Source organism: Achromobacter semiaridum (assembly GCF_053543755.1).
Genome location: NZ_JBLVOL010000137.1, coordinates 128,263 through 151,611, shown reverse-complemented (window position 1 = coordinate 151,611; position 23,349 = coordinate 128,263). Strand labels below are relative to the sequence as shown.

Here is a 23,349-nt window from a genome sequence, read left to right as displayed (position 1 = left end):
CCCCCCCGCGGCTCATCTACAATCCGGTTCGCCATGAACGACATCATCCAAACCATTGCGGTCTACGCGATACCGGTCATCTTCGCCATCACGCTGCACGAGGCCGCGCACGGTTACGTGGCCCGCATGTTCGGCGACCCCACGGCCTATGAAGCCGGCCGTGTCAGCCTGAATCCCGCCCGGCATATCGACCCGATCGGCACGCTGCTGGTCCCGATGGCAATTCTTCTGGCGTCCAAACTGCTGGGCAGCCCCGGCATGTTGTTCGGCTGGGCCAAGCCCGTGCCGGTGGACTTCGGCCGCCTGCGCCGTCCCAAGCGCGACATGCTCTGGGTGGCGCTGGCCGGTCCCGCCGCCAACCTTTTCATGGCGATTTTGTGGGCCTTTTCGCTGCGCCTGATGCTGGAATCCGGCATGCAGGAATCGTTCTGGTTCCAGATGGGCGTGGCGGGCGTGAACATCAATCTGGTGCTGATGGCGCTGAACCTGCTGCCCATCTTGCCGCTGGATGGGGGACGCATCCTGTTCAGCCTGTTGCCGAACCGTCTGGCCTGGCAATACTCAAAAATAGAGCCGTATGGGCTGGTCATCGTGATCGTCTTGCTGGTCACGGATGTGCTGTGGCTTTTGATGCGCCCGGTGTATGAACTTGGAACGACTATCGTCCAGTGGTTTCTGTAGGATTTCATCCAATATCCGTTAAACTCAGCGGTTTCTTTGATTCTGGCCCTGGGGCATCCTGCCACGGGGCGTTGGAGCCCTACATCTATGGCATCCCCTGCATCCGCCGCAGGCGTTAATTTCCAGGGCAGCTTGGTGGCCCTGGTCACTCCCATGCAGCCCGACGGCAGCCTGGACTACGCTGCCTACCGGTCATTGATCGACTGGCACGTCCAGGAAGGAACCGACGCGCTCGTGGTGGTGGGCACCACCGGGGAGTCGCCCACGGTCTCCATGGAAGAACACGCGGAACTGATTCGCGTAGCGGTGGAACATGCCGCGGGCCGCATCCCGGTCATCGCCGGCGTGGGCGCCAACTCCACGGACGAAGCCATCCACCTGACGAACCACGCCAAGGCCGTGGGCGCGCAGGCCGGCCTGTCGGTCGTTCCGTACTACAACAAACCCTCGCAAGAGGGTTTGTACCGTCACTTCCGCGCTATCGCGGAAGCCGTCGACCTGCCCACCATCCTGTACAACGTGCCCGGCCGCACCGTGGCCGACATGACCAATGAAACGGTGCTGCGCCTGGCGCAGGTGCCGGGCATCATCGGCATCAAGGACGCCACCGGCGACATCGCGCGCGGCGGTCTGCTGCTGCGTGAAGCGCCGGACACGTTCCAGGTTTTCAGCGGCGACGACCCCACTGCCGCCGCCCTGATTCTGTTGGGCGCGCGCGGCAATATCTCCGTGACCGCCAACGTGGCGCCCAAGCTCATGCGCGACCTCTGTGCCGCCGCATTGGCGGGCGACGTGCCCAAGGTGCGTGAACTTAATGCCTATCTGGCGCGTCTGAACAAGGCTTTGTTCGTTGAAGCCAATCCCATCCCCGTCAAGTGGGCGCTGGCCGAAATGGGCCGCAGCGCACTGGGCTACCGGCTTCCGCTGGTTGAACTGGGTACGCAGAACCACGAAGTCGTGCGTCGCGCGCTCCAGGAAACGGGTCTGCTCTAAATATCGTGAGGATACGTATGAACAAACGTCATGCCGGTTTGTCGGCATTGATGTCTCTGGTGTTATTGGCCGGCTGCAGCGAGGTCAATCAATTCCTGGGCAATGAAGAATCCGTCAACTACAAGAGCGCCGTCACCCAGCGTGGAGAGCCTCTGAGCATCCCGCCGGATCTGACTCAGGCCAATAGCGACCCGCGTTATCGCGCGCCCGCTTCGGGCTCGACGACGTACTCGCAGTTCCAGCAGCAGGGCCAGGCGCAAGCCACCGCGCCCAAGTCCAGCAACGTGCTGCCCGGCCGCCAGGACATGCGCGTCGAACGCGACGGCGATCTGCGCTGGCTCGTCGTTGACCGTGCCCCGGAAGACGTGTTCCCGCGCCTGGTCGACTTCTGGACCGAAAACGGCTTCACCGTGGCCAGCAACAACCCGTCTGCCGGCCTGATCGAAACCGACTGGGCGGAAAACCGCGCCAAGATTCCGGAAAGTTGGTTGCGCCAGGCATTGGGCGCTGTGCTGGAATCGGCCTGGGATAGCGGCGAACGTGAAAAATTCCGTACCCGCGTCGAACGCGTGAACGGCCACACCGAGGTCTACGTCAGCCACCGCCAGATGCTTGAAAAGCGCGTCGGTTCCGACGGCGGCCAGGTGCAGTGGCAGAACGGCAAGGAAGACCCGGGCCTGAACGCCGCCATGCTGGCGCGCATGATGGTCTACCTGGGTTCCGACGTGGACAACGCCCGCAAGCTGGTACAGCAGGCCGAAGCCTCGCCGCAAAAGCCGGCCGTGCAGGAAGACGTCCGTTCCCAAGGCGCCTCGTTGCTGGTGGCTGAATCGTTCGACCGCGCCTGGCGCCGTGTCGGCGTGGCCCTGGACGGCGGCGGCTTTGCCGTTGACGACCGCGACCGCTCCACGGGTGACTACTTCGTGCGCTACGTCGACACCGACACCGGCGAAAAGAACGAGCAGCCGGGCTTCTTCAGCCGCATGTTCTCGGGCGACAAGAAGGCCGGAGCACCGCAGTTCCGCATCCACCTGGCCGCCACGGGCGACCAGACCACGGTGACGGTGCTGGACGCCAACGGCGCGCGCGACAGCAGCGCCACCGCGCAGCGTCTGCTGAGCGTGCTGAAGGACAAGATGTAATAGCCGTTCTTGGCCGGCGCCCAGCGCGCCGGCCCGGATTGGTCAAGGCCCCCATATGGGGGCCTTTTCGTTGGGGCCGCCGCCCTGGCAGCGGGCGGGCGGATCAGCCCGGCTCATTGCGCGGGTGGGCAGGGCGGGCAGGGTGGGCATCGCCGCTGCGCAGGGCACTGCGCACCCCGCATCGCGCCCAGACGCAAAAAAGCCCCGGCAATTTCTTGCCAGGGCTTTTTCGCGTCTTCAGAGCGGGGGTTCGTCTCTGTTTTATTAAGACGCCGGGGTGGTCGAGCCGCCCGGGGTATTCGAACCGCCGCCAGGCGTGGTGCCAGGCGAAGTCGGGGCCGGCGACGTGGCCGGAGGCGTGGTCGAGGGGGCCGGCGTGCTGGCGCCAGGGGTGGTCGCGGGCGCCGCCGGGGCATCTTCCTTCTTGTTGCAAGCGCTGAGCGCAACGGCCAGCACCGAAGCAATAATCAAGGTTTTGCTCATCATTTTTGGACTCCTGTAGATGACGACTCTTGAAACCCCCTTAGGGGAAACCAGAACTCAGGCTACAGGAAGCCGACGCCGCAGCGCGTGTGAAAGTTAAAAAGGTCGCATCCCAACGGCAACAAACCTTTCAGCTTCGTGTTATGTCTTTCCTTATGTGTCCCCGCGCATGGATCTGATTGCGTTCTGTCCGACTCCGATACGCGGACGTGTCCGGATACTACGCCGGCTGGTAATGAATCCACCCCGAGTCCAGCCAGTCGGCCAGGCACGAACGTGCCTCTTCCGACAGCTTCGCGCAGGCGGGGTGGGCGCAGTCCAGGCTGCGGGCGTCGGCCAGCGTGCGCAGCGCGGTGTCGGCGGGCGTCATGGCGGTTTCACCGTTGATGAAAAGCTGCTTGCCGCGATACAGCATGCGGGTGCGGCGGTCCAGCACCAGGCGACCGGACGCGGGCCAGTCTTCTTCCAGATCAACCTCTACGTCCTCGGGCGCGTCAAATACGCTTTGGTTGTGTGGTTCGGTCAGCCAGCAACCCAGAAAGCGCGAGGCCAGCGCATCGTCAAAACGCAGTTTTTCCACGGTTTCCAAGGTGGCCGCCACCAGCGCATCCGGCAGCGCCGCCGGGGTGTCGACGGCGGGTTGCCCGGGGTCGCGATAGACGGCGGACAGCTTCGGGCCGGGCAGGGCGGGTTCGCCATAAGGGCCGCCCAGCAAGCCCACCCGCGCCATGACCTGGTCGGCGGCGGCTTCAAGCAGGCCGCGCGCCAGGATGGCTTGCGTGGGCGCCCGAAAGCCGATCGAAATCGTCATGCAGCCATCTCCCATGGCGACGCCGTCGTGCGCGGCCTGGGGCGGCAGGTACAGCATGTCGCCGGGCGCCAGCACCGCCTTGTCCTCGGGCTGGAAGTTGCTGAGGATCTTCAGCGGCAGGCCCGGTTCAAGCGACAGGTCTTTTTGCCGTCCATAGCGCCATTCGCGTTCGCCGGCCGCTTGCAGCAGGAACACGTCGTAGCTGTCGAAATGCGGCCCCACACCGCCGCCATGGCTGGCGATGCTGATCATCACGTCGTCCAGGCGGGCGTCGGGAATGAAGCGGAACAAGCCCATCAGTTCGGATGCGGCGTCGCTAAGCAGGTCCACGCTTTGCACCAGCAGCGTCCAATCGCCTTCGTTGTCTTTCGGCAGGCGCGCAAAGGGGCCGTTCTCCATTTGCCATTCGCCGTTTTCACGCCAGATCAGGCGCGATTCCACATCGTCGCGTCGCGCCAGCTTCTTGATGGCGGCGATGGTCAGCGGCGGCTGAAAGCCCGGGATGGCCTGACGGATCAGCAGCGGCTTGCGCTGCCAGTAGCGGCGCATGAAGTCGTTCGGGCTTTGGTCGCCTAACAGCGGCAGGGGTTGGTCAAGGTTCATTGCAGGTGCTTCTTCAGGCGGTAGAGGGCGTCCAGCGCTTCGCGCGGGGTGAGGCTGTCGGGGTCGATCGTGGCAAGTTCTTCGCGCAGCGCGTCCAGCGCCTCGAGGGCGTCGTCGCGATCGGCCTGGGCGTAGGCGTGCGCGTCGGCGTCCGCCGCCGCTGAAAACAAGCCCAGCTGGGGCGTGGGAGCGCCTTGTGCTTCCAGCCGTTCCAGTTCACGCGTGGCCTGGCGGATGACCGCGGCAGGCACGCCGGCGCGTTGCGCCACCTGGATACCGTAGCTGCGGCTGGCCGGGCCTTCGCGCACTTCGTGCAGGAACACGATTCCCGCGGCGGATTCGGCAGCGGCCAGATGCACGTTGGCCGATGCCGGCTGTTCGGCCGGCAGGCGCGTCAGTTCAAAGTAGTGGGTGGCGAACAGGGTCAGTGCGCGGTTGTGCGCCAGCAGGCGGCAGGCAATGGCCCAGGCCAGCGCCAGGCCGTCATAGGTGGACGTGCCGCGACCGATTTCGTCCATCAGCACCAGGCTGTTGGGCGTGCTGGCCGACAGGATGGCGGCGGCCTCGGTCATTTCCATCATGAAGGTCGAGCGCCCGCCCGCCAGGTCGTCGGCCGCGCCGATGCGGGTGAAGATGCGGTCGATCTTGCCGATGCGCGCCCGCGCGGCCGGCACGAAACTGCCGATGCGCGCCAACAGCACAATCAGCGCCACCTGCCGCATGTAGGTCGACTTACCGCCCATGTTCGGACCGGTGATCAGCAACATGCGACGCGCCGGGTCCAGCCGGCAGCCGTTGGGCGTGAAGCGTTCAATGGCGTGTTCCACCACCGGGTGGCGGCCGGCGTCGATGTCGATGTCGGCATTCTCGGACAGCTGGGGCGCGATCCAGTCGTGGCGGCGCGCGTGCTCGGCCAAGGCGGACAACGAGTCCAGCTCGGCCAGCGCGGCGGCGCAGTCCGACAACGGCCGCACGTGTTCGGCCAGCACGTCCAGCAATTGCTCGAACAGCCACTTTTCGCGCGCCAGCGACCGGTCTTGCGCGGACAGCACCTTGTCTTCCCACGTCTTGAGTTCGGGCGTGATGTAGCGTTCGGCGTTTTTCAGCGTCTGGCGGCGGCGGTAGTCTTCGGGCACCTTGGCGGTCTGGCCCTTGGTCACTTCAATATAGAAGCCGTGAACGCGGTTGAATTCCACGCGCAGGTTGCTGATGCCGGTGCGCTCGCGTTCGCGCGCTTCCAGTTGCAGCAGGAAATCGCCGCCATCGGCGGCCAGGCCGCGCAGTTCGTCAAGTTCGGCGTCAAACCCGGCGGCCAGCACACCGCCGTCGCGGATGGCGACAGCGGGTTCCGGCGCAATGGCGCGCACCAGCAACGCGGCCAGGGCAGGGTCCACGGACAGGTGCGAGATCAGTTCGCCCAGACGCGGCGACGCTGCCATGGGTTCGACCAGGTCGCGCCGCGCGGGCAGCGATTGCAGCGCATCGCGCAGGCTGGCCAGTTCGCGGGGGCGAACCGAGCGCAGCGCCAGGCGCGCCGCGATGCGTTCAATGTCGGGAAACGCATTCAGCGCGGCGCGCAGCGATTCCAGCACACTGGCGGACCCGAAGGTCTGCTCGACGTCCATGCGGCCGGCCAGCAGCGCCGAAATGGCCTGCTGGCGCGCCAGCGCCTGATCGTTTTCACGCAAGGGGTGATGCAGCCAGCGGCGCAGCAGCCGGCTGCCCATCGGCGTGCGGCACCCGTCCAGCAGCGAGAACAGCGTAGGCGCGTCTTCGCCGGACAGCGTTTGGGTCAGTTCCAGGTTGCGGCGGGTCACCGGGTCCAGCAACACGTACTGCCCCGGCCGTTCGGCGGACAGGCTTTGCACGTGGGCCAGCGCCTGCGATTGCGTGCGCGCCGCATAGCGCAGCAGGGCGCCGGCGGCGCAGATGCCCGCGGGCATGTCTTCGATATCGAAGCCCGCCAGGGTGTCGGTCTTGAAGTGCGCCAGCAGATGCGCGCGCGCGCCATCGTTTTCGAAATGCCAGTCCGGCACGCGTGAGCGCGCGCCATCAAACGGGAAGTCGAAGGCGGCGCTGTCGGCGCAGATGATCTCGGCCGGCGCAATGCGGTGCAGTTCGGATTCCAGCTGCGCGGGGGCGCATTCGGTAACGCGAAATTCGCCGCTGGCCAGGTTCAGCCACGCCAGGCCGGCGCGCGGCGCGCGGGCGTTGCCGGACACGAACACGGCAGCCAGCGCGCGATCCGCCTTGGCGGGCAGCAACGCGTCGTCGGTCAGCGTGCCGGGCGTAACGATGCGCACGATGCGGCGTTCGACGGGGCCCTTGGACGCGGCCGGGTCGCCGATCTGTTCGCAGATGGCGATGGATTCGCCCATGGCCACCAGCCGCGCCAGGTATTGCTCCATGGCGTGCACGGGCAGGCCTGCCATGGGAATCGGCGTGCCGTTGGACGACCCGCGCTTGGTCAGCGTAAGGTTCAGCAGGCGCGCGCCGCGCTCGGCGTCTTCGTAGAACATTTCATAGAAGTCCCCCATGCGGTAGAAGAGCAGCAAGGGGCCGGCCTCCGCTTTCAGGCGGAGGTATTGCTGCATCATGGGAGTGTGGCCCGCGTGGGCCTCGGCGGCGGTGAGTGGTGTTGCGGAATTCATGCCCGTGATTGTATCGGGGCGAGCGCGCGCGTGCGGTGGCAAGCAGGATGGATTTGCCGCGCCCGGCCGCCGACGGCACAATCGCAACGACGCGGTCTTGTGATGGCCGTGGGAGCCCCAGATGCCGGACCTGCCCTTTCCCGACCCCGCCTTACCCGATCCCGCTTTTCCCGACCCGCCGTTTCCCGACCCCATTAATGCGGCCGAACGCGTGACGATCTCCAGCGGGGCGCATCAGGCCGAGTTCGCGCCGGGTGGCGGCGGGCGGCTGACCCGCTTGTCCACGGGCTCACACGACTGGATCGTGCCGCTGACCGCCACGGAATGGGCGGCTGGCAAGTGGCCCCGCGCGGGCTCCTACCCCCTGGTTCCGTATTCCAATCGCATTCGCGACGGGGTGTTCACGTTCAACGGCGCGCGCCACGTGCTGCAATCCGTGCCCGGCCGCCCGCAAGCCATCCATGGTGCGGGCCTGTTTCAGCCCTGGCAGGTGCGCAATCACACGCCGGACAGCATCGACCTGGTGCTGGCTCAACCGGCGGGCGTGCTGGGCTGGCCCTGGCCGTTCGAATGCGTGCAGCGCTACCGGCTTGACGCGCGTGGCTTGCGCCTGTCACTAAGCGTGGTCAACCAGGGAGATTCCGCCATGCCTTGCGGCCTGGGTATCCACCCTTACTTCACCGCCGAGCGCGTGGCGCTGAACGCGCGGCGCCTGTGGCCCGCCGATGCCGACGGCTTACCAACGGGCAGCCGGGTCAAGCATGTGCGCGAAGTGCGCCGGTCGGCCGAGGGCTGCGATACCTATCTGTCGCAATGGGAGGGGCGCGCCACGCTGCACTGGCCGGACGGGCACGAACTGGCCCTGCATGCGGACCCGGCCTTTGCCCATGTCGTGGTCTACACCGCGCCGGGATCGCAATTTCTGTGCGTGGAACCCGTCACCAATGTGGCCGACGCGTTCAACCTGGCGGCGGCCGGTGAAACCCGCACGGGGATGCAGGTCCTGGAGCCGGGGGCGCGCTTTGCGGCCACGGCGCTGATGGCGCTGACGCCGCCTCGCGGCCAACGCTGAACGCCGCGCTTGGAAACGCCGGCTTCCTCCGGCGATAATCCGCCAACCCCAATCCAGGAGTCTCCTACGTGAAAAAGCTCAGCACCGAACAATTGCAGGCGGCGGCCGAAACGCTGCGCCGGGTGCAGGCCAAGCTGGCCCGTTCAGGCAGCCTGCCGCTGGAGCCCACGCTGTACGCCAGCGCAAAGGGCTTTCGCCGTAACGTGCCGGACTATCTGTGGAACTGGTTGTCGGGGCTGCTGGCGCCGCACAAGAGCCTGGCGTCGTGGATGGACACCCATCAGCCGGGGTGGCGTGACGGCAAGACGCCGGCCGCCGTGGTGTATGCCCGCACCGAGAAAGGCTGGTTCGATTGGCTGATCGCCGAACTGGAAGCGGAAATCAACGATCCGCATGCCCGCGCCAGGCGGGAAGGGCAAGCCTGAGCCAAGCAACTGGGTCCGGTCAAGCCGTTGCATCGGCCTTGCCGGGCCCATTCCTGTGATCGGCGACCATCTTCGTGTACACCGTGGCGCCCAATGATGCGCCATGCACGGCCAGGTGCGCGCCCAGCTGAATGACTTGCAGGATTTCCGCGCGCGTCACGCCTTGCGTCAGCGCATGCGGAATCAAGGCCTGCAATGCCGTGCGGTCGCCGTCCGTGAACGTGGCGTGCAGCGCAATGCGCACCAACAAGCGTTCGGCATGGCTAAGGCCACCTGCCGGCGCGCCGCCTTCCACAAAATCCAACAGCACGGCCACATAGCCCGGGTCCTGCGCCGCCATTCGCAACAGGCCGGCCGCCTGATCCGGCCATAGCGCCTGGATGCGGGCCACAAGCGGATCATCCGGCGGCAGGGCCGCCGACGGGGCGGCCTCATGCAGCACGTCCGCCGCTTGCAGCACGGCGCTCAGGCCTTGCAAGGTCACCAAGTGCAGCACATCAAAGACGTCCGCTTCACTGGCGCCTGCCGCAAGGGCCAGCTTCAGATGCGTCGTCAGGCCGGCTTCGTACAGGTGCGTGGGGGACGTGTCCAGCGCCACGTAGATCAGCTCGACCATGCGCGGCGTCAGCGGCCCGGTGCGCGCGGGATAGCCCGCGTATTCGGCGTAGGTCGACAAGAACGTGGGATTGGCGTGCAACAGCGTCTCGGTCCACGGCCGCCAGTAGCCGCGCGCGGCGATGAATCGGGCTTTGATCGCGGCCGGATCGTTCAGCGTGTGCATAGCGTTTGCCCTGTCAGGTATTGAGCTTCAGCCCCCGCGATGAAACGAAGTAGCGGGTTCAGCGCGGCGTCCGGGTTGGCGGCGTCCACTTCGACAGCATTGATGCGGCGCGCGCGCGGCCCCCATTCACAGGCCAACGTGGCGATCAGCATGCGCGCGGCGGCGTCGTCGCCCGCGTGTTCCCAGGCGCTCTGCGAGTTCGTATGGGAGTCCACCTGGGAGTTCGTTTGGAAATCCACTTGGAAGTCCGCCTGGGAATCCACTTGGAAATCCGCTTGGACGGCACGCGGCAGCAGCAGCGTCAGGCTGCCCGGCCCACTGCCGGCGCCATGGCGCTGCGCGGCCGCCAAAGTGGCCGCCAGCCGCCCGCCAGGCGGGCTGTGCAGCACAGACGTGTCGACGATGGCGGCGTAGCCGTCGCGCGTATCCGTGCTGCCCAGCCCGGGCCAGCCGCCGTGCACGGTTAACGACAAAGGCGCGTCGCAGGGCACGGCGGCGATGGCGTTCGGGGCAAAGGGTTGGCTGCCGCCAAAGACAGACGATCCGCCGTCCACGGACAGGCGGCTGCCGCTTAAGGGCGCGGCGTTTCGGCTGGCCAGAAACGCCAGTGCGCAAGCCAGCTCTTCGGGCTTGGCCAGGCGACCCAGGGGAATCTTCGCGACTGCGCGCACCGGGTCCAGGCGCCCGCTTGCGATCAGCCCGTCAACCAATTCCGTTTGCACGAATCCAGGGCACAAGACGCTGACGCGCAGATCTGGCCGCGCGCGCGCCCGCGCTTGCGTCTGCGCGATCAAGCCGGCTTTGCTGGGGCTGTACGCGCCGCGCAGCGGAATGGCATGCAGCCCCGCGCCCGACGCCACGTTGACGATGCGGGCGTGCGGTGCCAAGCGGCCCTGTAGCGCGCGCAGCAGGCGTGGCGGCGCATGCAGGTTCAGGTCTAGCAAGCGCTGCCAGTCGCGGTCATGTTGTTCGACGACGGGCAGGTTGCTGGCGTCCGTCATCCCCGCGTTGTTGATGATGGCGTCCAGCGTCGGCATGCCGTCGGCCAGCGCCAGAATCTGTTCGGGGTCCGTCAAGTCGACGACGCGGCCAAGATGTTCGAACTGGGCGGTGGCGGGCGCCTGGGACTGCGGCGCAGACCGGTCCGTGGCTCCGGCGCGCGAAGGCTTCGCGACCGGGGCGGCGATCCTGTCGGCATCGGCGTCCACGTTCAACTTCGTCGCAGCGCGCAACTCCGCCAGCAGGTCCTCCAGCGCCTTTGCATTGCGGTCCACCAGCACGCAACGGTGGCCTAGCCGGGCCAGCCGCCAGGCCGTGGCGCGGCCGATGCCGCTGGCGGCGCCGGTCAACAGAACCGTATCCATCAAAGCGTGGTGAACGTGATGCCGCCGTCCACCACCAGCGCCTGCGCCGTGATGAAGCGCGCTTCGTCGCTGGCCAGGAACGCGATGCCGCTGGCCACGTCTTCCACTGTGCCCAGCCGCCCCAACGGCGTGCTGGCGATGCGGCGCGCGTCGCGTTCGGCGTTGCGGTTGCGCTGCGTGCCTTCCGTTGGCACCGCCGATGGGCAGACCGCGTTGACGCGAATGCCGCGCCCGCCCAGCTCGGCGGCCGCCGCCCGGGTAATGCCCAGCACGCCCGCCTTGATGCCCGAATACACCATCGACGCCGGCGCCGATTTCAGCGCGGCGGTGGACGCCACATTGACGATCGCACCGCCGCGTTCCGGGTCCATCGCGTCGGCGGCGGCCTGGATGCCCCAGATCACCGCCTTGAAGCCGATGTCCAGCATGCGGTCCATCGTGTCGGCCTGGATCTCGGCGGCGCTTTGGTAGCGCACCCACGCCGCGTTGTTGACCAGGATGTCAAAGCGCGAACCGTACTCGGCCGCCTGCCGCACGGCCTGCGCAACGCCTTCGCGTGACGCCACGTTCTGCACCACCGCAAACGCCTTGCCGCCGCCGGCGGTGATGTCGGCGACGGCCGCGTCCACCAGTTCCTGCTTCAAGTCGTTGATGCCCACGATGGCGCCGCGCGCCGCCAGCACGCGCGCGGTGGCGCGGCCGATGCCGGCGCCTGCGCCGGTGACGAGCGCCACGCGCCCAGCCAGATCTTGTTGCATGGTTTCTTCCTACACCGATTCAATGAAATCGCGGCCCACGGCACGTGACACGCCGCCGAATGCCGCATCCAGTTTGCGCACCGCGCGCAGCGCGGGGTGCAAGGGTAGCTCCCAGGTAAAGCCCATGCCGCCGTGCAGGTGGATGGATTTTTCGATGACGAAGGCGGCGTTGGCGATGGCGCCCGCCAACGCCGGCCGGGTATCGCGATGCGCACCGAACTCTTCGGTGTGCATCGCGCGGCGGATCGCGGCGCTGGACACGTCTTGCAGCAAGCGCATGCGCGCCAGAAAATGGCGCACGGCCTGCTTGGCCGACAGCGGACGGCCGAATTGCACGCGGGTCGCCAGGTAGCCGGCGGCGGCTTGCAATGTCCCTTCGGCCGCGCCGTTGGCGTACTCGGCCAGCAGCAGTTGCGCGGACGCTTCCAGCGCGACCCGTGCCCGCGCGTCAAGCCGCGCCAGCACGGGTGCGCCGGCCAGCGCCAGCCAGATCTGCGGATGGTCCGGGTCCAGTTCCGCTTGCGGTTCTTGCGTGGCATCGCGCACGTCCAGCAGTGCCGCGCCGTCCCCATCGGCAACCAGCACCCAGTCGGCCGGGCCATGATCCAGACGCGCGCTACCTTGCTGGACGCTGCCTTGCCACGCGATGCCCGCCAACCGCTCGCCGGCCACCAGCACGGCGGCGTGCGGAGTGCCCGCCAGCGCCTTGGACAGCAACATCTGTTCGGCCAGCGGCAAGGGCAGTTGCAGCCGGCCTGCGGCCTGCGCAATCGGCAAGGCGAACGCCAGGTCCAGGCCCAGCCCGCCGTCGGCCTCGTCCGCCATCACGCCGCACAGACCGGCCTGCGCCAGCACGGCGGCCATCTCGTGCGGGTCCGTGCGCGACAGCGCATCCGTGATGGCCGCGTCGGCGGCCTGCGCAAACTCTTCGGGACGCAGTTCTTCGCTACTCATGTCAAATCCTTGGGCAGATTCATGACGCGCTGCGCGATCACATCCAGCTGCACTTCGGTGGTGCCCGCGTAGATCGTTTCAGCGCGCGCGAACAGATACGCGTTGGTAAAGGCCTTCTGCGCACGCCGCGCCAGGGGGCTGGAATGCGGCCCCACCTGCGACAGCAGCGATAGCGCCAGCGCGGCAAAGGCCTGATGGCATTCGGACCAATACAGCTTGGTCAGCGATCCGCGCGCACCGATGGATTCGCCGCGCAACATGCGGTCCACCGTCAGTTCGACCAGCCCCTTCAAGCCGTCAACCTGCGCGACCACGTCGCCCACGCGTTGCTGCACATAGCCGTCGTCCAACGATGGCGCAAGATGCGCGTCGGATTTGCACGCCGCGATCAACTGCCGCAGTTCGCATTCAAAGCGCCACGGCCGGTACATGCGATTGGTGGCGCGTTCGATGGACAGCACGCGGATGGCGGCGTTCCAGCCTTCATCCGGTGCGCCCAGACGCGCGCTGTCGGGCACCACCACGTCGTCGAAGAACACCTCGGCAAACGACTCCTTGCCGTCGATCGACTTGATCGGCACCACCCGGATGCCCGGCGTGTCCATCGGCACGGCAAACATCAGCAGCCCACGGTGCTTGTCCGCCACGGTGCCGGTGCGCGTCAGCAGCAGGCAGTAGTGCGCCTTGGCCGCGCCGCTGGTCCAGATCTTCTGGCCGTTGATGCGCCAGTGTCCGCCTTCCTGCACCGCCTTGGTACGCAAGCGCGCCAGGTCCGAGCCCGCGTCCGGTTCGGAAAAGCCCTGGCACCAGAATTGCCGCATCGTCAGGATTTCCGGCAAAAAGGCCTGCTTCTGCGCTTCGTCGCCAACGGCCATGATGATGGGGCCGGCCAGCTCCTTGCCGATGGAGCTGACGCTCTCCGGCATCGGCAGCGCGCCGATTTCCTTATTCACCGCCAGATGCTCGCGCAGCGTCAGGCCATGTCCGCCATAGGCTTCGGGCCAGGTCATGCCCGCCAAGCCGGCCTGATGCATGGCCGCTTCCCAGGCGCTGCTTTCGGCCAGCGTGGCGGCGCGCCACTCCAGGCTGTCCGCGCGCATGAAATCCGGCAGATTCGCGCGCAGCCAGTTGCGCGCGTGTTGCCGGTAGACCTCGACGCCCGAGGCGGGGTCGGGAACGATTACCTGTTGTTCAAATTGCATGCTTGTCCTTGCTGTACGGGCGCGGCTGCCGGGGTAGAGGCACGCGCGGCGCGCGGAATCATCAACGCGTCCAGCACCACCACGCCCCGGCCCTCGGGCCGTACCAGAATGGGGTTCATGTCGATGTCGGCGATGTCGTCGCGATGCCGGAATGCAAATTCCGACAAGCGGGCCACGCTGCGTGCGGCGGCGGCCACGTCGGCCTTGGGCTGTCCGCGCGCGCCGTCCAGAATCGGAAACATCTTTAACGACCGGATCATCGCCAGCGCTTCGTCTTCGGTGACGGGCGCGGTCTGCACTGCCACGTCGTTCAGCACTTCGGCAAAGATGCCGCCCATGCCCACCATGACAATCGGGCCGAACACCGGGTCTTGCGACACGCCCGCGATCATTTCCGTGCCACCGCGCAGCATCGGCGCCACCAGCACGCCGTCAATGCGGGCGCCGGGCGCGTGGCGCGCCACGTTGGCAAGAATGCGAACATGCGCCTCGCGCACGGCCTGCGCGTCGGCCAGATCCAACGCCACTCCGCCCGCCTCGGTCTTGTGCGCCACATCCTCCGACGCGATTTTCAGCACGACGGGGTAGCCGATGCTGTCGGCGGCGCGCACGGCGGCGTCGGCATCGGTGGCGATCAGTTCGCGCGGCACATCGATGCCGGCTTGGCCCAGCGCCTGCTTGGCGTGGAATTCACTCTTGAAGACGACGGGGTCGATGGGGGAAGGGGCGGGGGGCGCATTGTCGATGGCCGCAATCGAAGCGCCGTCGGGCGCTGCAAGCGGTGTTGCCGTCGTGTAACCCGCTCCAGCCGCACTGTCAGCGCCACCCTTCGCACGCAACTGCCCCAGCCGTGCCAGCCCCGCCAAGCCCGTGGCCGCTGCGTCAATGCTGGCGAACACGGGTATGCCCAGCGCATTGATCTGTTCGATCGCGTCCGCCGGCCCCTGGCTGATGATCATCAGCAGGCGCTGCGGATGGCTGGTGCGCACCTGCGCCAGCGCTTCCAGGTAGATGCCGCGCAACCGGGTGTTGTATAGCGACAGCGACATGAACAACACCAGCGAACTGTCGGACGGATCTTCCAGCAAGGCCGTCAGCATCTTCAACAGGATGTCCGGCCGGCTCGACATTTGCGCCGACGCGTCGACCGGGTTGCCGGTGCTGGCCGTGGGCACGGCGTCGTGGATGCGCTGTTGCGTCAGCGGCGCCAACGCGGGCAGCGTCATCCCGGCCTCGCTCATGGCGTCGGCCATCATGATGCCGAAGCCACCCGAAGCGGCCACCAGCGTCACCGCGTCGTTGCGGGGCAAGCGGTTCGGCATCAGCATCGACGCCGCGTGGCCGACGTCGATCAACGCTTCCACCGAGCGCACGCGCAGCACGCCGTAACGGCCGAAGACGGCGTCGATGACAGCGTCCGACCCGGTCAGCGCGCCGGTGTGTGACGCGGCCGCCTGCTGGCCTTTTTCGGTGGAGCCGATCTTCAACACGATGACCGGCTTGCCGCGCTGGCGCGCCAGGCGCAGCGCGCTGATCAGCTTGTCGGCATCGCGGCACGTCTCCATGCAGCACAGAATGATGTGCGTGTCGGGGTCGTCGGCCAGCGCGGCGATGCCGTCGGCCACGTCCACGTCGGCTTCGTTGCCGGTCGCAATGAAGCGGCTGACGCCCATGCCGCGCCGCGCCACGCTTTGCATGGTGTGGCTACCCACATTGCCCGACTGCGACACGATGCCTGCGTGCCCGACCGGCGGCATGTGTTCTTCCAGCGCGATCGAGAACGAGCCGATCAGGCGGTCGGCCACGTTGACCGCGCCCAGGCAGTTCGGCCCCAGCACGCGCATGCCGTATTCCCGGGCGATAGCGACAAGCTCGGCTTGCAGCGCGGCGCCGGCGGGGCCCGCTTCCGTGAAGCCGGCCGACAGCACGATGGCGGCCTTGGTGCCGCGCGCCGCGCAGTCGCGCAACGCGGCGGGCGTGGCGGCGGCGGGCACGGCCAGGATGGCCAGCTCGGGAGCGGAAGGCGTGTCGCGCACCGAGGCGTAGGCGGCCAAGCCCTGGATGAAACCGCCCTTGGGGTTGATGGGATACACGGCGCCGGCATAGCCGTGCTTGATCAGCATCTGCACGGGCCGCCCGCCGATCTTGGTGACGTCATCCGAGGCGCCCACGACGGCGATGCCGCTTGCCTTGAAAAACGGCGTCAGTCCGGCGCCCGCGCGCTGGGGGCTATGTCGTTGGGGGCTATGTTGCTGCGGGCTACGCGCTTGTTCGGTCAGCGCCATGTCAGCGGCCCTTGAACTGCGGCTGGCGCTTTTCCAGGAACGCCATGCGTGCCTCGCGGGCGTCTTCCGTCTTGGCCAGCGCCATCGTGAAGTCCTGCTCGAAACGGTAGGCATCGCGCTGCGGCATCAGGTCCACCATATTGGCGGCGCGCTTGGCGTATAGCACGGCCAGCGGCGCCTTGGACGCAATTTCGTGGGCCAGCGCCAACGCCGTCGGCAGCAACTGGTCGGGCGGCAGTACGTCTTCCAACACGTTGCGGCGCAGAAGGTCCTGCGCGCTAAGGCGTTGACCGGTAAAGAACATGCGGCGCAAGGTTGACCGGCCCACCAGCGTGCGCAACATGGACGCGCCGCCCGCCAGGCCCACGTTGATCTCGGGCATGCCGAAGGTGGCGTTGTCAGACGCGTACATGATGTCGCACGCGGCCATCAGCCCCAACCCCGCGCCCAGCGCCGCGCCGTTCACGGCGGCAATCACCGGCTTGGCGCATTCCTTGATGGCGTTGCCGGTTTCGCGGGTGATGCGGTTGTGCTCCAGAAAGTCGCCCGCGATGTCGGCGTTGGGTCGGTCTTTCAAATCCGCCCCGGCGCAAAACACCTTGCCTTGGCCCGTCAGCACGGCGCAACGTATGTCATCGCGCTCGGATATTTCGTCGAAGATGGCGACGATGCGGCGGCGCATGGCGCGGTTCAGCGCATTGACCGGCGGGCTGTTCAGCGTGACCAGCGCAACGCCTTCGTTGACTTCCAAAGTGACCGTGGCGTCGCTCATGCGGGCACCTTTTTGATGGGGGAAAAAGCGAGGGCGCGCAGGGCGCCGATGGCATGTTGCATGACGTGTCTCCATAAGTCCGATGGACCGGTCTTGCCCCGCTTTTAGCGCGGGACGGCCGGTTTTTTTTGGATTATATGGACGGGTATTGCGCAGGATTCAGGCCAAGAATGTTGGTTGTGTTCTGCACGAAAACGGCATATTCCCGCGCGGCTCAAGCCGATACCATGGTTTGGGAATTCGTCCGCCGGACGAGCAGAACAGGGGCGGTCGGCGCATGCAGATCGAACGTATCGGCACGGTTCGCGCGGCGCTGGGCGAATGCCCGGTGTGGGATGCGGCCGGAAATTGTTTGTGGATGCTGGATTGCCGCGGCGGGCAGCTGCTGAGGATTGATCCGGAAAGCGGCGCGACGCGCGAATGGCGCTTGCCCGCCCCGGTGGGCTCGTTCGCGCTGAACGGCGACGACAGCATCATCGTGGCGTTGAAAGAAACATTTGCGCTCGTCAGCCTGAACGACGGCGCGACGCACACGCTGGGGCGCATTGACGACAGCCACCCGAATCTGCGGCTGAACGACGGCGCGCCGCTGCCTGATGGCAGCTTCGTGGCCGGCACCATGCATGTCCATCGGCAAGAGGGCGAAGCGCCGCTGGGCGGCTTGTATCGCGTGGATACGGTCGGCAAGGTCAGCCGCATCGCGCAGGGCCTGGGCGTGGTGAACGGCCCCGTCATGCATCCGGACGGGCGGCATTTTCATGTATGCGATAGCGCGCAACGCAAGGGTTTTCGCTATCGCATGGATGAAGCCGGCCGGTTGTCTGCCCCCGAGGTCTACATCGATACCGATACGCTTGGCTCCGCCCCGGACGGCTGCTGCTTTGATCGCGAGGGCGGTTTGTGGACCGCGCTGGTGCATGCGGCAGCCATTGCGCGGTTCGATGCGACGGGCAGGCTGGATCGCCGCATCGACCTGCCGGTCGCGCATCCGGCATCCCTATGTTTCGGTGGCCCGGATCTGTCGGACATCTTCGTCACGACAATCAGCGACAGCGGTCGGTTGACGGCCACAGGCCCGCTGGACGGGGCCTTGCTGCGCATTCGGGAAGCGGGCGCTGTGGGTGCGCCGCGTGGGCAGTGCCGCATTCGTCCTTGATGTACTGCGCCTGATCAGGGGCTTTCGGCGGCGGCCATCTTGTTGTACGCGGTGAACCGCAGCGCCGAACCCGACACATGCGAGGCCACGAAATCCAGGAACAGCCGGATCTTCACGGGGATCATCGCCGTATCCAGAATGGTGGCGTACATGCCTTCTTCGAAGGTCGTGTTCGTGACGTGGTAATCGGGGAATAAACGCACCAGCGTGCCACGCGAAATATCGTTGTGCACGGTGTAGTCATCCAACAGCGCAATGCCTTCACCCAACAGCGCCAGTTCCAGCAGCGCGACGCCGTTGTTGGTCACGTGGCGCGGCTTGATCAGCACTTCCTCAATCGCTTCCTCTTGCTTGAAGCGCCAGCAATATTGATCGCCGGGCAGCAGATAGGCCAGGCAATCATGCCGCGCGATATCGGCGGGCCGGGCGGGCGCGGCGTGCTTGGCCAGGTAGGCGGGCGAGGCCACCAGAAAACGTTCGCTCTTGAACAGAATGCGGCGCTTCAAGCCCGCTTCCACGGGCGGAGAAATGCGGAAATCGATATCGAAGTTATTGCGGCGCAGGTCCGCCTTGGTTTCGGACAGCACCAGTTCAATATGAATGTCGGGGTACTGCTGGCGAAACGCGGCCACCAGCGGCGGCAGCACGCCCAGCCCGAACATCATGCGTGAATGCACCCGCAGGATGCCCTTGGGCGCGGCGCGGATTTCGGTGATATTGCGATGCGCCTCGTTGATGTTCCACAGAATGGACTCAAGCTGTTGCGCATATTCCTGGCCGGCTTCGGTCAGCACGACTTGCCGGGTCGAACGCAGCAGCAGCTTCACGTTCAACTCGTTTTCGAATTCGGTGATCATGCGGGATACCGACGTTGCCGACACCCCGAACTGCCGAGCCGTTTCAGAGAAACTCTCGGTCTTGGAGATCGACAGAAAGAGCTCCATCGCGCGCAGCCTGTCCATCATTCCTCCACTTTACGCAGCACAGAACGCCGCATTTCCTGTATTTCCCCGATGACTGCCGGCCTCTAGAATTTCCTCAGAACGTCAAGCAATCAATGAGGAGACATTATGGAATTCGGCGTGTTCATTCTGGCGCAGCAGCGAGGTTACCACCAGTCCTCAAAGCAAGTCATCAACAACTCCATCGAACAAACCGTGGTGGCGGAGCAGGCCGGTTTCGACGCCGCCTGGTACGCCGAACACCACTTCAACAACTACTCGTTGTCGCCCTCGCCGCTGATGACGGTGGCGCACGCGGCGGCCAAGACGCAGCGCATACGCCTGGGCACGGCGGTGTGCATTCTGCCGCTGTACCACCCTGCGCGCTTCCTGGCTGAAGTGGGTTTCGTGGACACCGTCTCCAATGGCCGCCTGGACCTGGGCGTGGGTTCGGGCTATCAGGAATTCGAATTCGAACGCTTCGGCGTGCAGATCGCGGATTCGGGGGCAATCTTCAATGAATTTCTTGACGTCATCCCCAAGGGCCTCACGCAGAAGATCTTTGAACACGATGGCGAGTTCCTGAAGATTCCGCCCAGCTCGATCGCGGTGCGCTGCCTGCAAGACCCGATGCCGCCGCTGTGGATCACGTCGGGCAATCCGGTGACGCTGGGCCGTGGCGTGCGCGAAAACCATAACCTGTTCGTCACGGCGCTACTCAAGGGCAACGACGCCATAGCCGAACTGCGCGGCAGGCTGGAAAAAGTGGCCGAGGACAACGGCCGCGACCTGGACCGCGATGTGAAGTTCGGCTTTCTGCGCTGTGGCTACGCGTCGGACAACAAGGCAGAGATCGACGCGTACCTGGACTGCGCGCGCTTTCAACGCCGCATTTCCGAAAGCCTGAAATTCCGCCGCGCGCAAAGCGACGATGGCTACATGGTCAAGGAAGTGCCGTCTGAAAACGACCCCACGTTCGAGCAGCTGCGCAAGAACCTGCCGGTGGGCTCGGTCAATGAAGTGATCGACAAGATGCTGGAAGAGATCAGCATCCTGCGGCCCAAGCACATTGCGTTGCAGACGCAGCTGGGCGACTTCGATCAGAAGACGATGCTCAAGCAGATCGAGCTTTGGGGCGACAAGATCATTCCGGCCATCCGCAAGGAAGTCGGCAGCACGACGGCCGTGGCCTGAAGGGGTGCAAGATGCAGATCTATCTGAGCAACGCGGGGGCGATCACGCTGCGGCATCCGTCGGACTTCCGGCGGCTGGACGTGCTGGCCGACCCGCAGCCGCGTGAACGCCTGGAACACGCCATCGCTCGCGTCGGGCGGCGCGAAGACGAGCGCCATGTGCGCCTGTCGCCATCCGTGCTGCGATTTTTGTCGCAGCATGCGGGCGATCCGAAATGGGAAGCGGATTTTTCCGCCATGGTCGATTACGCGGCCAGGCACGGATGGGTCGACGAACGCGGCGACATTCGCGCGCACATGGTGGTCAACGAGCATGACCAGGTGGTGTCGGTTGACGACTTCAAGGCAGCGATGCGTTCGCTGCCGGCCGGCATCAGCGCGGTCACCACGGGTGAAGGCGAACAGGTGGCCGGCATGATCGTGTCCAGCCTGACGTCGATATCGGCTGACCCGCCGATGGTCGGCTTCTTTGTCCAGCAGACCTCGTCGGCGCGCGAGCCCTTGCTGCGCCACGGCCGCTTCGTGGCCAACGTGTTGGGCGAAGGGCACGAGGCCGTCATGCAGGCGTTTCTGGGGCAGCCCCAAGGCATGGCGCGCTTTGCGCAAGGCGGCTGGGCGATGAACGAGCAGGGCACGCCGGTGCTGCCCGATGCGCTGGCCAGCATCGAATGCGATATCGTCTGCACCGAAGTGCTGGGCACGCATGACTTGATCGTGGGCAAGATCCGCAAGACGACCTGCCGCGAAGCGCGGCCCGTGATCAACTTCAAGTCCGCCACGCATCGCATCGCGCCCGTCCGGCTTCAATAGACGGGGGCCGCGCCCGGCAAAATGCCCGCCATGTCGGCGGGCATTTCTTGCTGCGGTTGAAACGCAGGATGCCGCCGGACACGCGGCGGCAAGCCTCTGATCAATCCAGCACGATATGGTTTTCCTGGATGACGCGGCCCCAGTATTGGCGGTCCGCTTCCAGTTGTGCGTCCAGCGCTTGCGGGCCGCCGGCCTTTTCGGTCTGCCCATTGGCCACCAGCATCTGGCGAAAGCTCTCGGCCTGAACCGTCTTGATCGCCGCGGCGGAATAGGCCTGGATCAAGTCAGCGGGCGTGCCCTTGGGCGCGTGCAGCGCGGTCCAGTAGCTGGCCTTCAACTGCGGATAGCCCAGCTCGACCACCGACGGCACATCGGGTAGGGCAGGGTCGCGCTGGTCGGTCGTCAGCGCCAGGATCTTCACCGCGCCCGCCTTCTGGTGATCGGCCAGCGCGATGGGCGTCATGTACGACAGGTCGTTGCGGCCGGTGATCAGGTCGATCAGGCTGGTCGGGGTGCTCTTGTAGGGCACGGCGGTCAGCGGGATGCCCAGCGTCTTGGCCAGGATCAAGCCGTACAGGTCGGTGACGCTGCCCGGCCCCAGCGAGCCATAGGTCAGCGCGCGGTTTTCCTTCTTGGCGTAGGCGACCAGGTCGGCAATGGAATTCACCCCGATCGTTGCCGGTACCGTGATGGTCAACGGGCCGTCGAACATCATGGCCACGGACGCGAAGCTGTCAAACCGGTATTGCAGGTTGGGGCGCAGCAAGACGTTCAGCGACACCGGGCCCGAGCCGCCCATCAGCAACATGTTGCCGTCGGCCGGCGCGCGCGCGACTTGCGCCGCGCCGATGATGCCGTTGGCGCCGGGCTTGTTTTCCACGATGAAGGGCACGCCCAGCTGCGCGCTCATGCCTTCGGCCAGCAGCCGGGCGAAGTTGTCGTTAGGGCCGCCGGCGGCGTAGGGCACGATCAGGGTCACGGGCTTGGGGGCGGCGCGCAGCGGCCGGGCAAGCATCATGAGGGTGCCGGCCGCGATGAAATCGCGGCGCGTGAGCTTGAACATTGTCTCTCTCCTTGATCCCGCCGCCGTGCATGTCCGTGCCTTCTGTGGGCCGGGTCAGCGTGTTGTCAGCGTGGCGACAGGGCGGCGGGCGGCGCTGGGCCGCCCGCCTGGGGTTGTCACAGGAGTCGATGATAATTTTTATCGGACTTCCCGATTACCCCATCTTTGCGCAGAACAGTTCTGCGAAGGCCGTCAGAAACCTTCCAGGACGACCTTGCCCTGCGCCTTGCCGCTTTCGATGAAAGCATGGGCGCGGCGCAGATTCTCGGCGTTGATCTTGCCGTAGTGCTCGCCCAGCGTCGTGCGCAGCGTGCCGTCGTCGATCAGGCGGGCCGCCTGGTTCAGCAATTCGTGCTGCGCGATCATGTCGGGCGTGTTGTGCAGCGAACGCGCAAACATGAACTCCCAATGCAGCGACGCCGATTTGCCTTTGAGCAGGCGCACGTCGATGGCGCTGGGGTCATCGATCAGCGCAATCTTGCCTTGAGGGGCGATGGCTTCGGCCAGTTGGGCAAAGTGCTTGTCGCTATGGGTCAGGCCGGCGATGTGGCTGACCTGCGGCACGCCGATGCGCTTGAGCTCTTGCGCCAGCGGCTTGCTGTGATCGATGACGTGATGCGCGCCCAGTTCGCGCACCCATGCCTGCGTCTCGGGCCGCGAGGCGGTGCCGATCACCGTCAGCCCCGTGAGCTGCCGTGCCAGTTGCACCAGGATGGATCCGACGCCACCCGCCGCGCCCACCACCAGCAGGCTGCCCTGGCTGGGCGCGGCGTTGTCCAGCACGCGCAGCCGGTCAAACAGCAGTTCCCAGGCGGTGATGGTCGTCAAGGGCAACGCCGCGGCTTGCGCAAAGTCCAGGCTCTTGGGCATGTGGCCGACGATGCGCTCGTCCACCACGTGGCGCTGGCTGTTGGCGCCGGGGCGGTTGATGGCGCCGGCGTACCAGACACGGTCGCCCGGCTTGAACAGGCTGACCTTGGCGCCCACGGCGCGCACGACGCCGGCGGCGTCCCAGCCGATGATCTCGGGCTTGCCGTCCTTGGGCGCCCGGTTGGCGCGGATCTTCACGTCAACGGGGTTGACCGAAATGGCGTGTACGTCCACCAGCAGGTCGTGGTCGCCGGGGGTGGGCTCGTCGATGGTGATGTCTTGCAGGGCGTCGGCATTGTCGGCCGGCAGGTTCTTGAAGTACGCAATGGCTTTCATATC

21 protein-coding genes are annotated in these 23,349 nt (G+C 66.1%); 8 read left to right on the top strand and 13 right to left on the bottom strand.

All coding sequences use genetic code 11. The annotated features are described in order from the left end of the window. Positions 1-33 precede the first annotated feature (33 nt). The 3 genes from ACNPP0_RS29115 to ACNPP0_RS29105 all read left to right on the top strand — a co-directional run bounded on the left by ACNPP0_RS29115 (position 34) and on the right by ACNPP0_RS29105 (position 2,816). Positions 34-681: a site-2 protease family protein gene (locus ACNPP0_RS29115; RefSeq protein WP_046805957.1), complete on the top strand. Its 648-nt coding sequence runs from the start codon at positions 34-36 to the stop codon at positions 679-681. Positions 682-768: 87 nt separating this feature from the next. Continuing rightward, positions 769-1,674, top strand: coding sequence for a 4-hydroxy-tetrahydrodipicolinate synthase (dapA, locus tag ACNPP0_RS29110; RefSeq protein WP_046805956.1), 906 nt, complete (start codon positions 769-771; stop codon positions 1,672-1,674). A 17-nt stretch (positions 1,675-1,691) separates the two neighbouring features. Beyond that, positions 1,692-2,816, top strand: a complete 1,125-nt coding sequence (locus ACNPP0_RS29105) for an outer membrane protein assembly factor BamC (protein ID WP_332611827.1) — start codon at positions 1,692-1,694, stop codon at positions 2,814-2,816. A gap of 264 nt (positions 2,817-3,080) precedes the next feature. Here ACNPP0_RS29105 and ACNPP0_RS29100 read toward each other — a convergent pair whose 3' ends face one another. The 3 genes from ACNPP0_RS29100 to mutS form a co-directional block, all read right to left on the bottom strand. Then, positions 3,081-3,302 carry an endopeptidase gene (locus ACNPP0_RS29100; protein WP_082134552.1) on the bottom strand — a complete coding sequence of 74 codons (222 nt, stop codon included), beginning with the start codon at positions 3,300-3,302 and terminating at the stop codon, positions 3,081-3,083. A 217-nt stretch (positions 3,303-3,519) separates the two neighbouring features. Beyond that, positions 3,520-4,713 carry a ribosomal protein uL16 3-hydroxylase gene (locus ACNPP0_RS29095; RefSeq protein ID WP_448707838.1) on the bottom strand — a complete coding sequence of 398 codons (1,194 nt, stop codon included), beginning with the start codon at positions 4,711-4,713 and terminating at the stop codon, positions 3,520-3,522. Next, on the bottom strand, positions 4,710-7,364 hold the full coding sequence (mutS, locus tag ACNPP0_RS29090) for a DNA mismatch repair protein MutS (RefSeq protein ID WP_448707837.1): 2,655 nt from the start codon (positions 7,362-7,364) through the stop codon (positions 4,710-4,712). Before mutS ends, ACNPP0_RS29095 begins: the two co-directional genes overlap by 4 nt. A 121-nt stretch (positions 7,365-7,485) precedes the next feature. Here mutS and ACNPP0_RS29085 point away from each other — a divergent pair, with 121 nt between their 5' ends. Both ACNPP0_RS29085 and ACNPP0_RS29080 read left to right on the top strand, forming a co-directional pair. Then, a complete protein-coding gene (locus ACNPP0_RS29085) occupies positions 7,486-8,436 on the top strand; it encodes an aldose epimerase family protein (protein WP_448707836.1) in 951 nt (316 codons plus the stop codon). A 68-nt stretch (positions 8,437-8,504) separates the two neighbouring features. Further along, entirely contained in the window at positions 8,505-8,861 is a 357-nt protein-coding gene (locus tag ACNPP0_RS29080) for a hypothetical protein (protein ID WP_332611833.1), read from the top strand. Positions 8,862-8,880: 19 nt separating this feature from the next. On the opposite strand, the gene ACNPP0_RS29075 is transcribed toward ACNPP0_RS29080, so the two are convergent. The 7 genes from ACNPP0_RS29075 to ACNPP0_RS29045 are packed head-to-tail and all read right to left on the bottom strand — an operon-like array spanning position 8,881 to position 16,977. Continuing rightward, positions 8,881-9,642 carry a carboxymuconolactone decarboxylase family protein gene (locus tag ACNPP0_RS29075; RefSeq protein ID WP_448707835.1) on the bottom strand — a complete coding sequence of 254 codons (762 nt, stop codon included), beginning with the start codon at positions 9,640-9,642 and terminating at the stop codon, positions 8,881-8,883. Then, on the bottom strand, positions 9,630-11,006 hold the full coding sequence (locus ACNPP0_RS29070) for an SDR family NAD(P)-dependent oxidoreductase (RefSeq protein WP_448707834.1): 1,377 nt from the start codon (positions 11,004-11,006) through the stop codon (positions 9,630-9,632). The genes ACNPP0_RS29075 and ACNPP0_RS29070 overlap by 13 nt, the downstream gene beginning before the upstream one ends. Next, on the bottom strand, positions 11,006-11,764 hold the full coding sequence (locus tag ACNPP0_RS29065) for an SDR family NAD(P)-dependent oxidoreductase (protein WP_448707833.1): 759 nt from the start codon (positions 11,762-11,764) through the stop codon (positions 11,006-11,008). The genes ACNPP0_RS29070 and ACNPP0_RS29065 overlap by 1 nt, the downstream gene beginning before the upstream one ends. 9 nt (positions 11,765-11,773) lie before the next feature. Next, positions 11,774-12,718: an acyl-CoA dehydrogenase family protein gene (locus ACNPP0_RS29060; RefSeq protein ID WP_448707832.1), complete on the bottom strand. Its 945-nt coding sequence runs from the start codon at positions 12,716-12,718 to the stop codon at positions 11,774-11,776. Continuing rightward, positions 12,715-13,920 carry an acyl-CoA dehydrogenase family protein gene (locus ACNPP0_RS29055; protein WP_448707831.1) on the bottom strand — a complete coding sequence of 402 codons (1,206 nt, stop codon included), beginning with the start codon at positions 13,918-13,920 and terminating at the stop codon, positions 12,715-12,717. Before ACNPP0_RS29055 ends, ACNPP0_RS29060 begins: the two co-directional genes overlap by 4 nt. Continuing rightward, positions 13,899-16,205 carry an acetate--CoA ligase family protein gene (locus tag ACNPP0_RS29050; RefSeq protein ID WP_448707830.1) on the bottom strand — a complete coding sequence of 769 codons (2,307 nt, stop codon included), beginning with the start codon at positions 16,203-16,205 and terminating at the stop codon, positions 13,899-13,901. The genes ACNPP0_RS29055 and ACNPP0_RS29050 overlap by 22 nt, the downstream gene beginning before the upstream one ends. A gap of 1 nt (position 16,206) precedes the next feature. After that, a complete protein-coding gene (locus ACNPP0_RS29045) occupies positions 16,207-16,977 on the bottom strand; it encodes an enoyl-CoA hydratase/isomerase family protein (RefSeq protein ID WP_448707829.1) in 771 nt (256 codons plus the stop codon). Positions 16,978-17,254: 277 nt separating this feature from the next. On the opposite strand from ACNPP0_RS29045, the gene ACNPP0_RS29040 reads away from it, so the two are divergent. Further along, positions 17,255-18,133 (top strand): SMP-30/gluconolactonase/LRE family protein, encoded by an 879-nt coding sequence (locus ACNPP0_RS29040; protein ID WP_448707828.1) that lies wholly within the window; start codon positions 17,255-17,257, stop codon positions 18,131-18,133. Positions 18,134-18,147: 14 nt separating this feature from the next. Here the strand turns inward: ACNPP0_RS29040 and ACNPP0_RS29035 are convergent, their stop codons facing one another. After that, positions 18,148-19,095, bottom strand: coding sequence for a LysR family transcriptional regulator (locus ACNPP0_RS29035; protein WP_448707827.1), 948 nt, complete (start codon positions 19,093-19,095; stop codon positions 18,148-18,150). Positions 19,096-19,203: 108 nt separating this feature from the next. Here ACNPP0_RS29035 and ACNPP0_RS29030 point away from each other — a divergent pair, with 108 nt between their 5' ends. Further along, a complete protein-coding gene (locus tag ACNPP0_RS29030) occupies positions 19,204-20,268 on the top strand; it encodes an LLM class flavin-dependent oxidoreductase (protein WP_448707826.1) in 1,065 nt (354 codons plus the stop codon). 11 nt (positions 20,269-20,279) lie between these two features. Further along, a complete protein-coding gene (locus ACNPP0_RS29025; protein ID WP_448707825.1) occupies positions 20,280-21,077 on the top strand; it encodes a flavin reductase family protein in 798 nt (265 codons plus the stop codon). Positions 21,078-21,177: 100 nt separating this feature from the next. On the opposite strand, the gene ACNPP0_RS29020 is transcribed toward ACNPP0_RS29025, so the two are convergent. Together ACNPP0_RS29020 and ACNPP0_RS29015 are read right to left on the bottom strand one after the other, a co-directional pair. After that, positions 21,178-22,140, bottom strand: coding sequence for a tripartite tricarboxylate transporter substrate binding protein (locus ACNPP0_RS29020; protein ID WP_448707824.1), 963 nt, complete (start codon positions 22,138-22,140; stop codon positions 21,178-21,180). Positions 22,141-22,332: 192 nt separating this feature from the next. After that, positions 22,333-23,346 (bottom strand): zinc-binding alcohol dehydrogenase family protein, encoded by a 1,014-nt coding sequence (locus ACNPP0_RS29015; RefSeq protein WP_332611853.1) that lies wholly within the window; start codon positions 23,344-23,346, stop codon positions 22,333-22,335. Between the last annotated feature and the right edge of the window lie 3 nt (positions 23,347-23,349).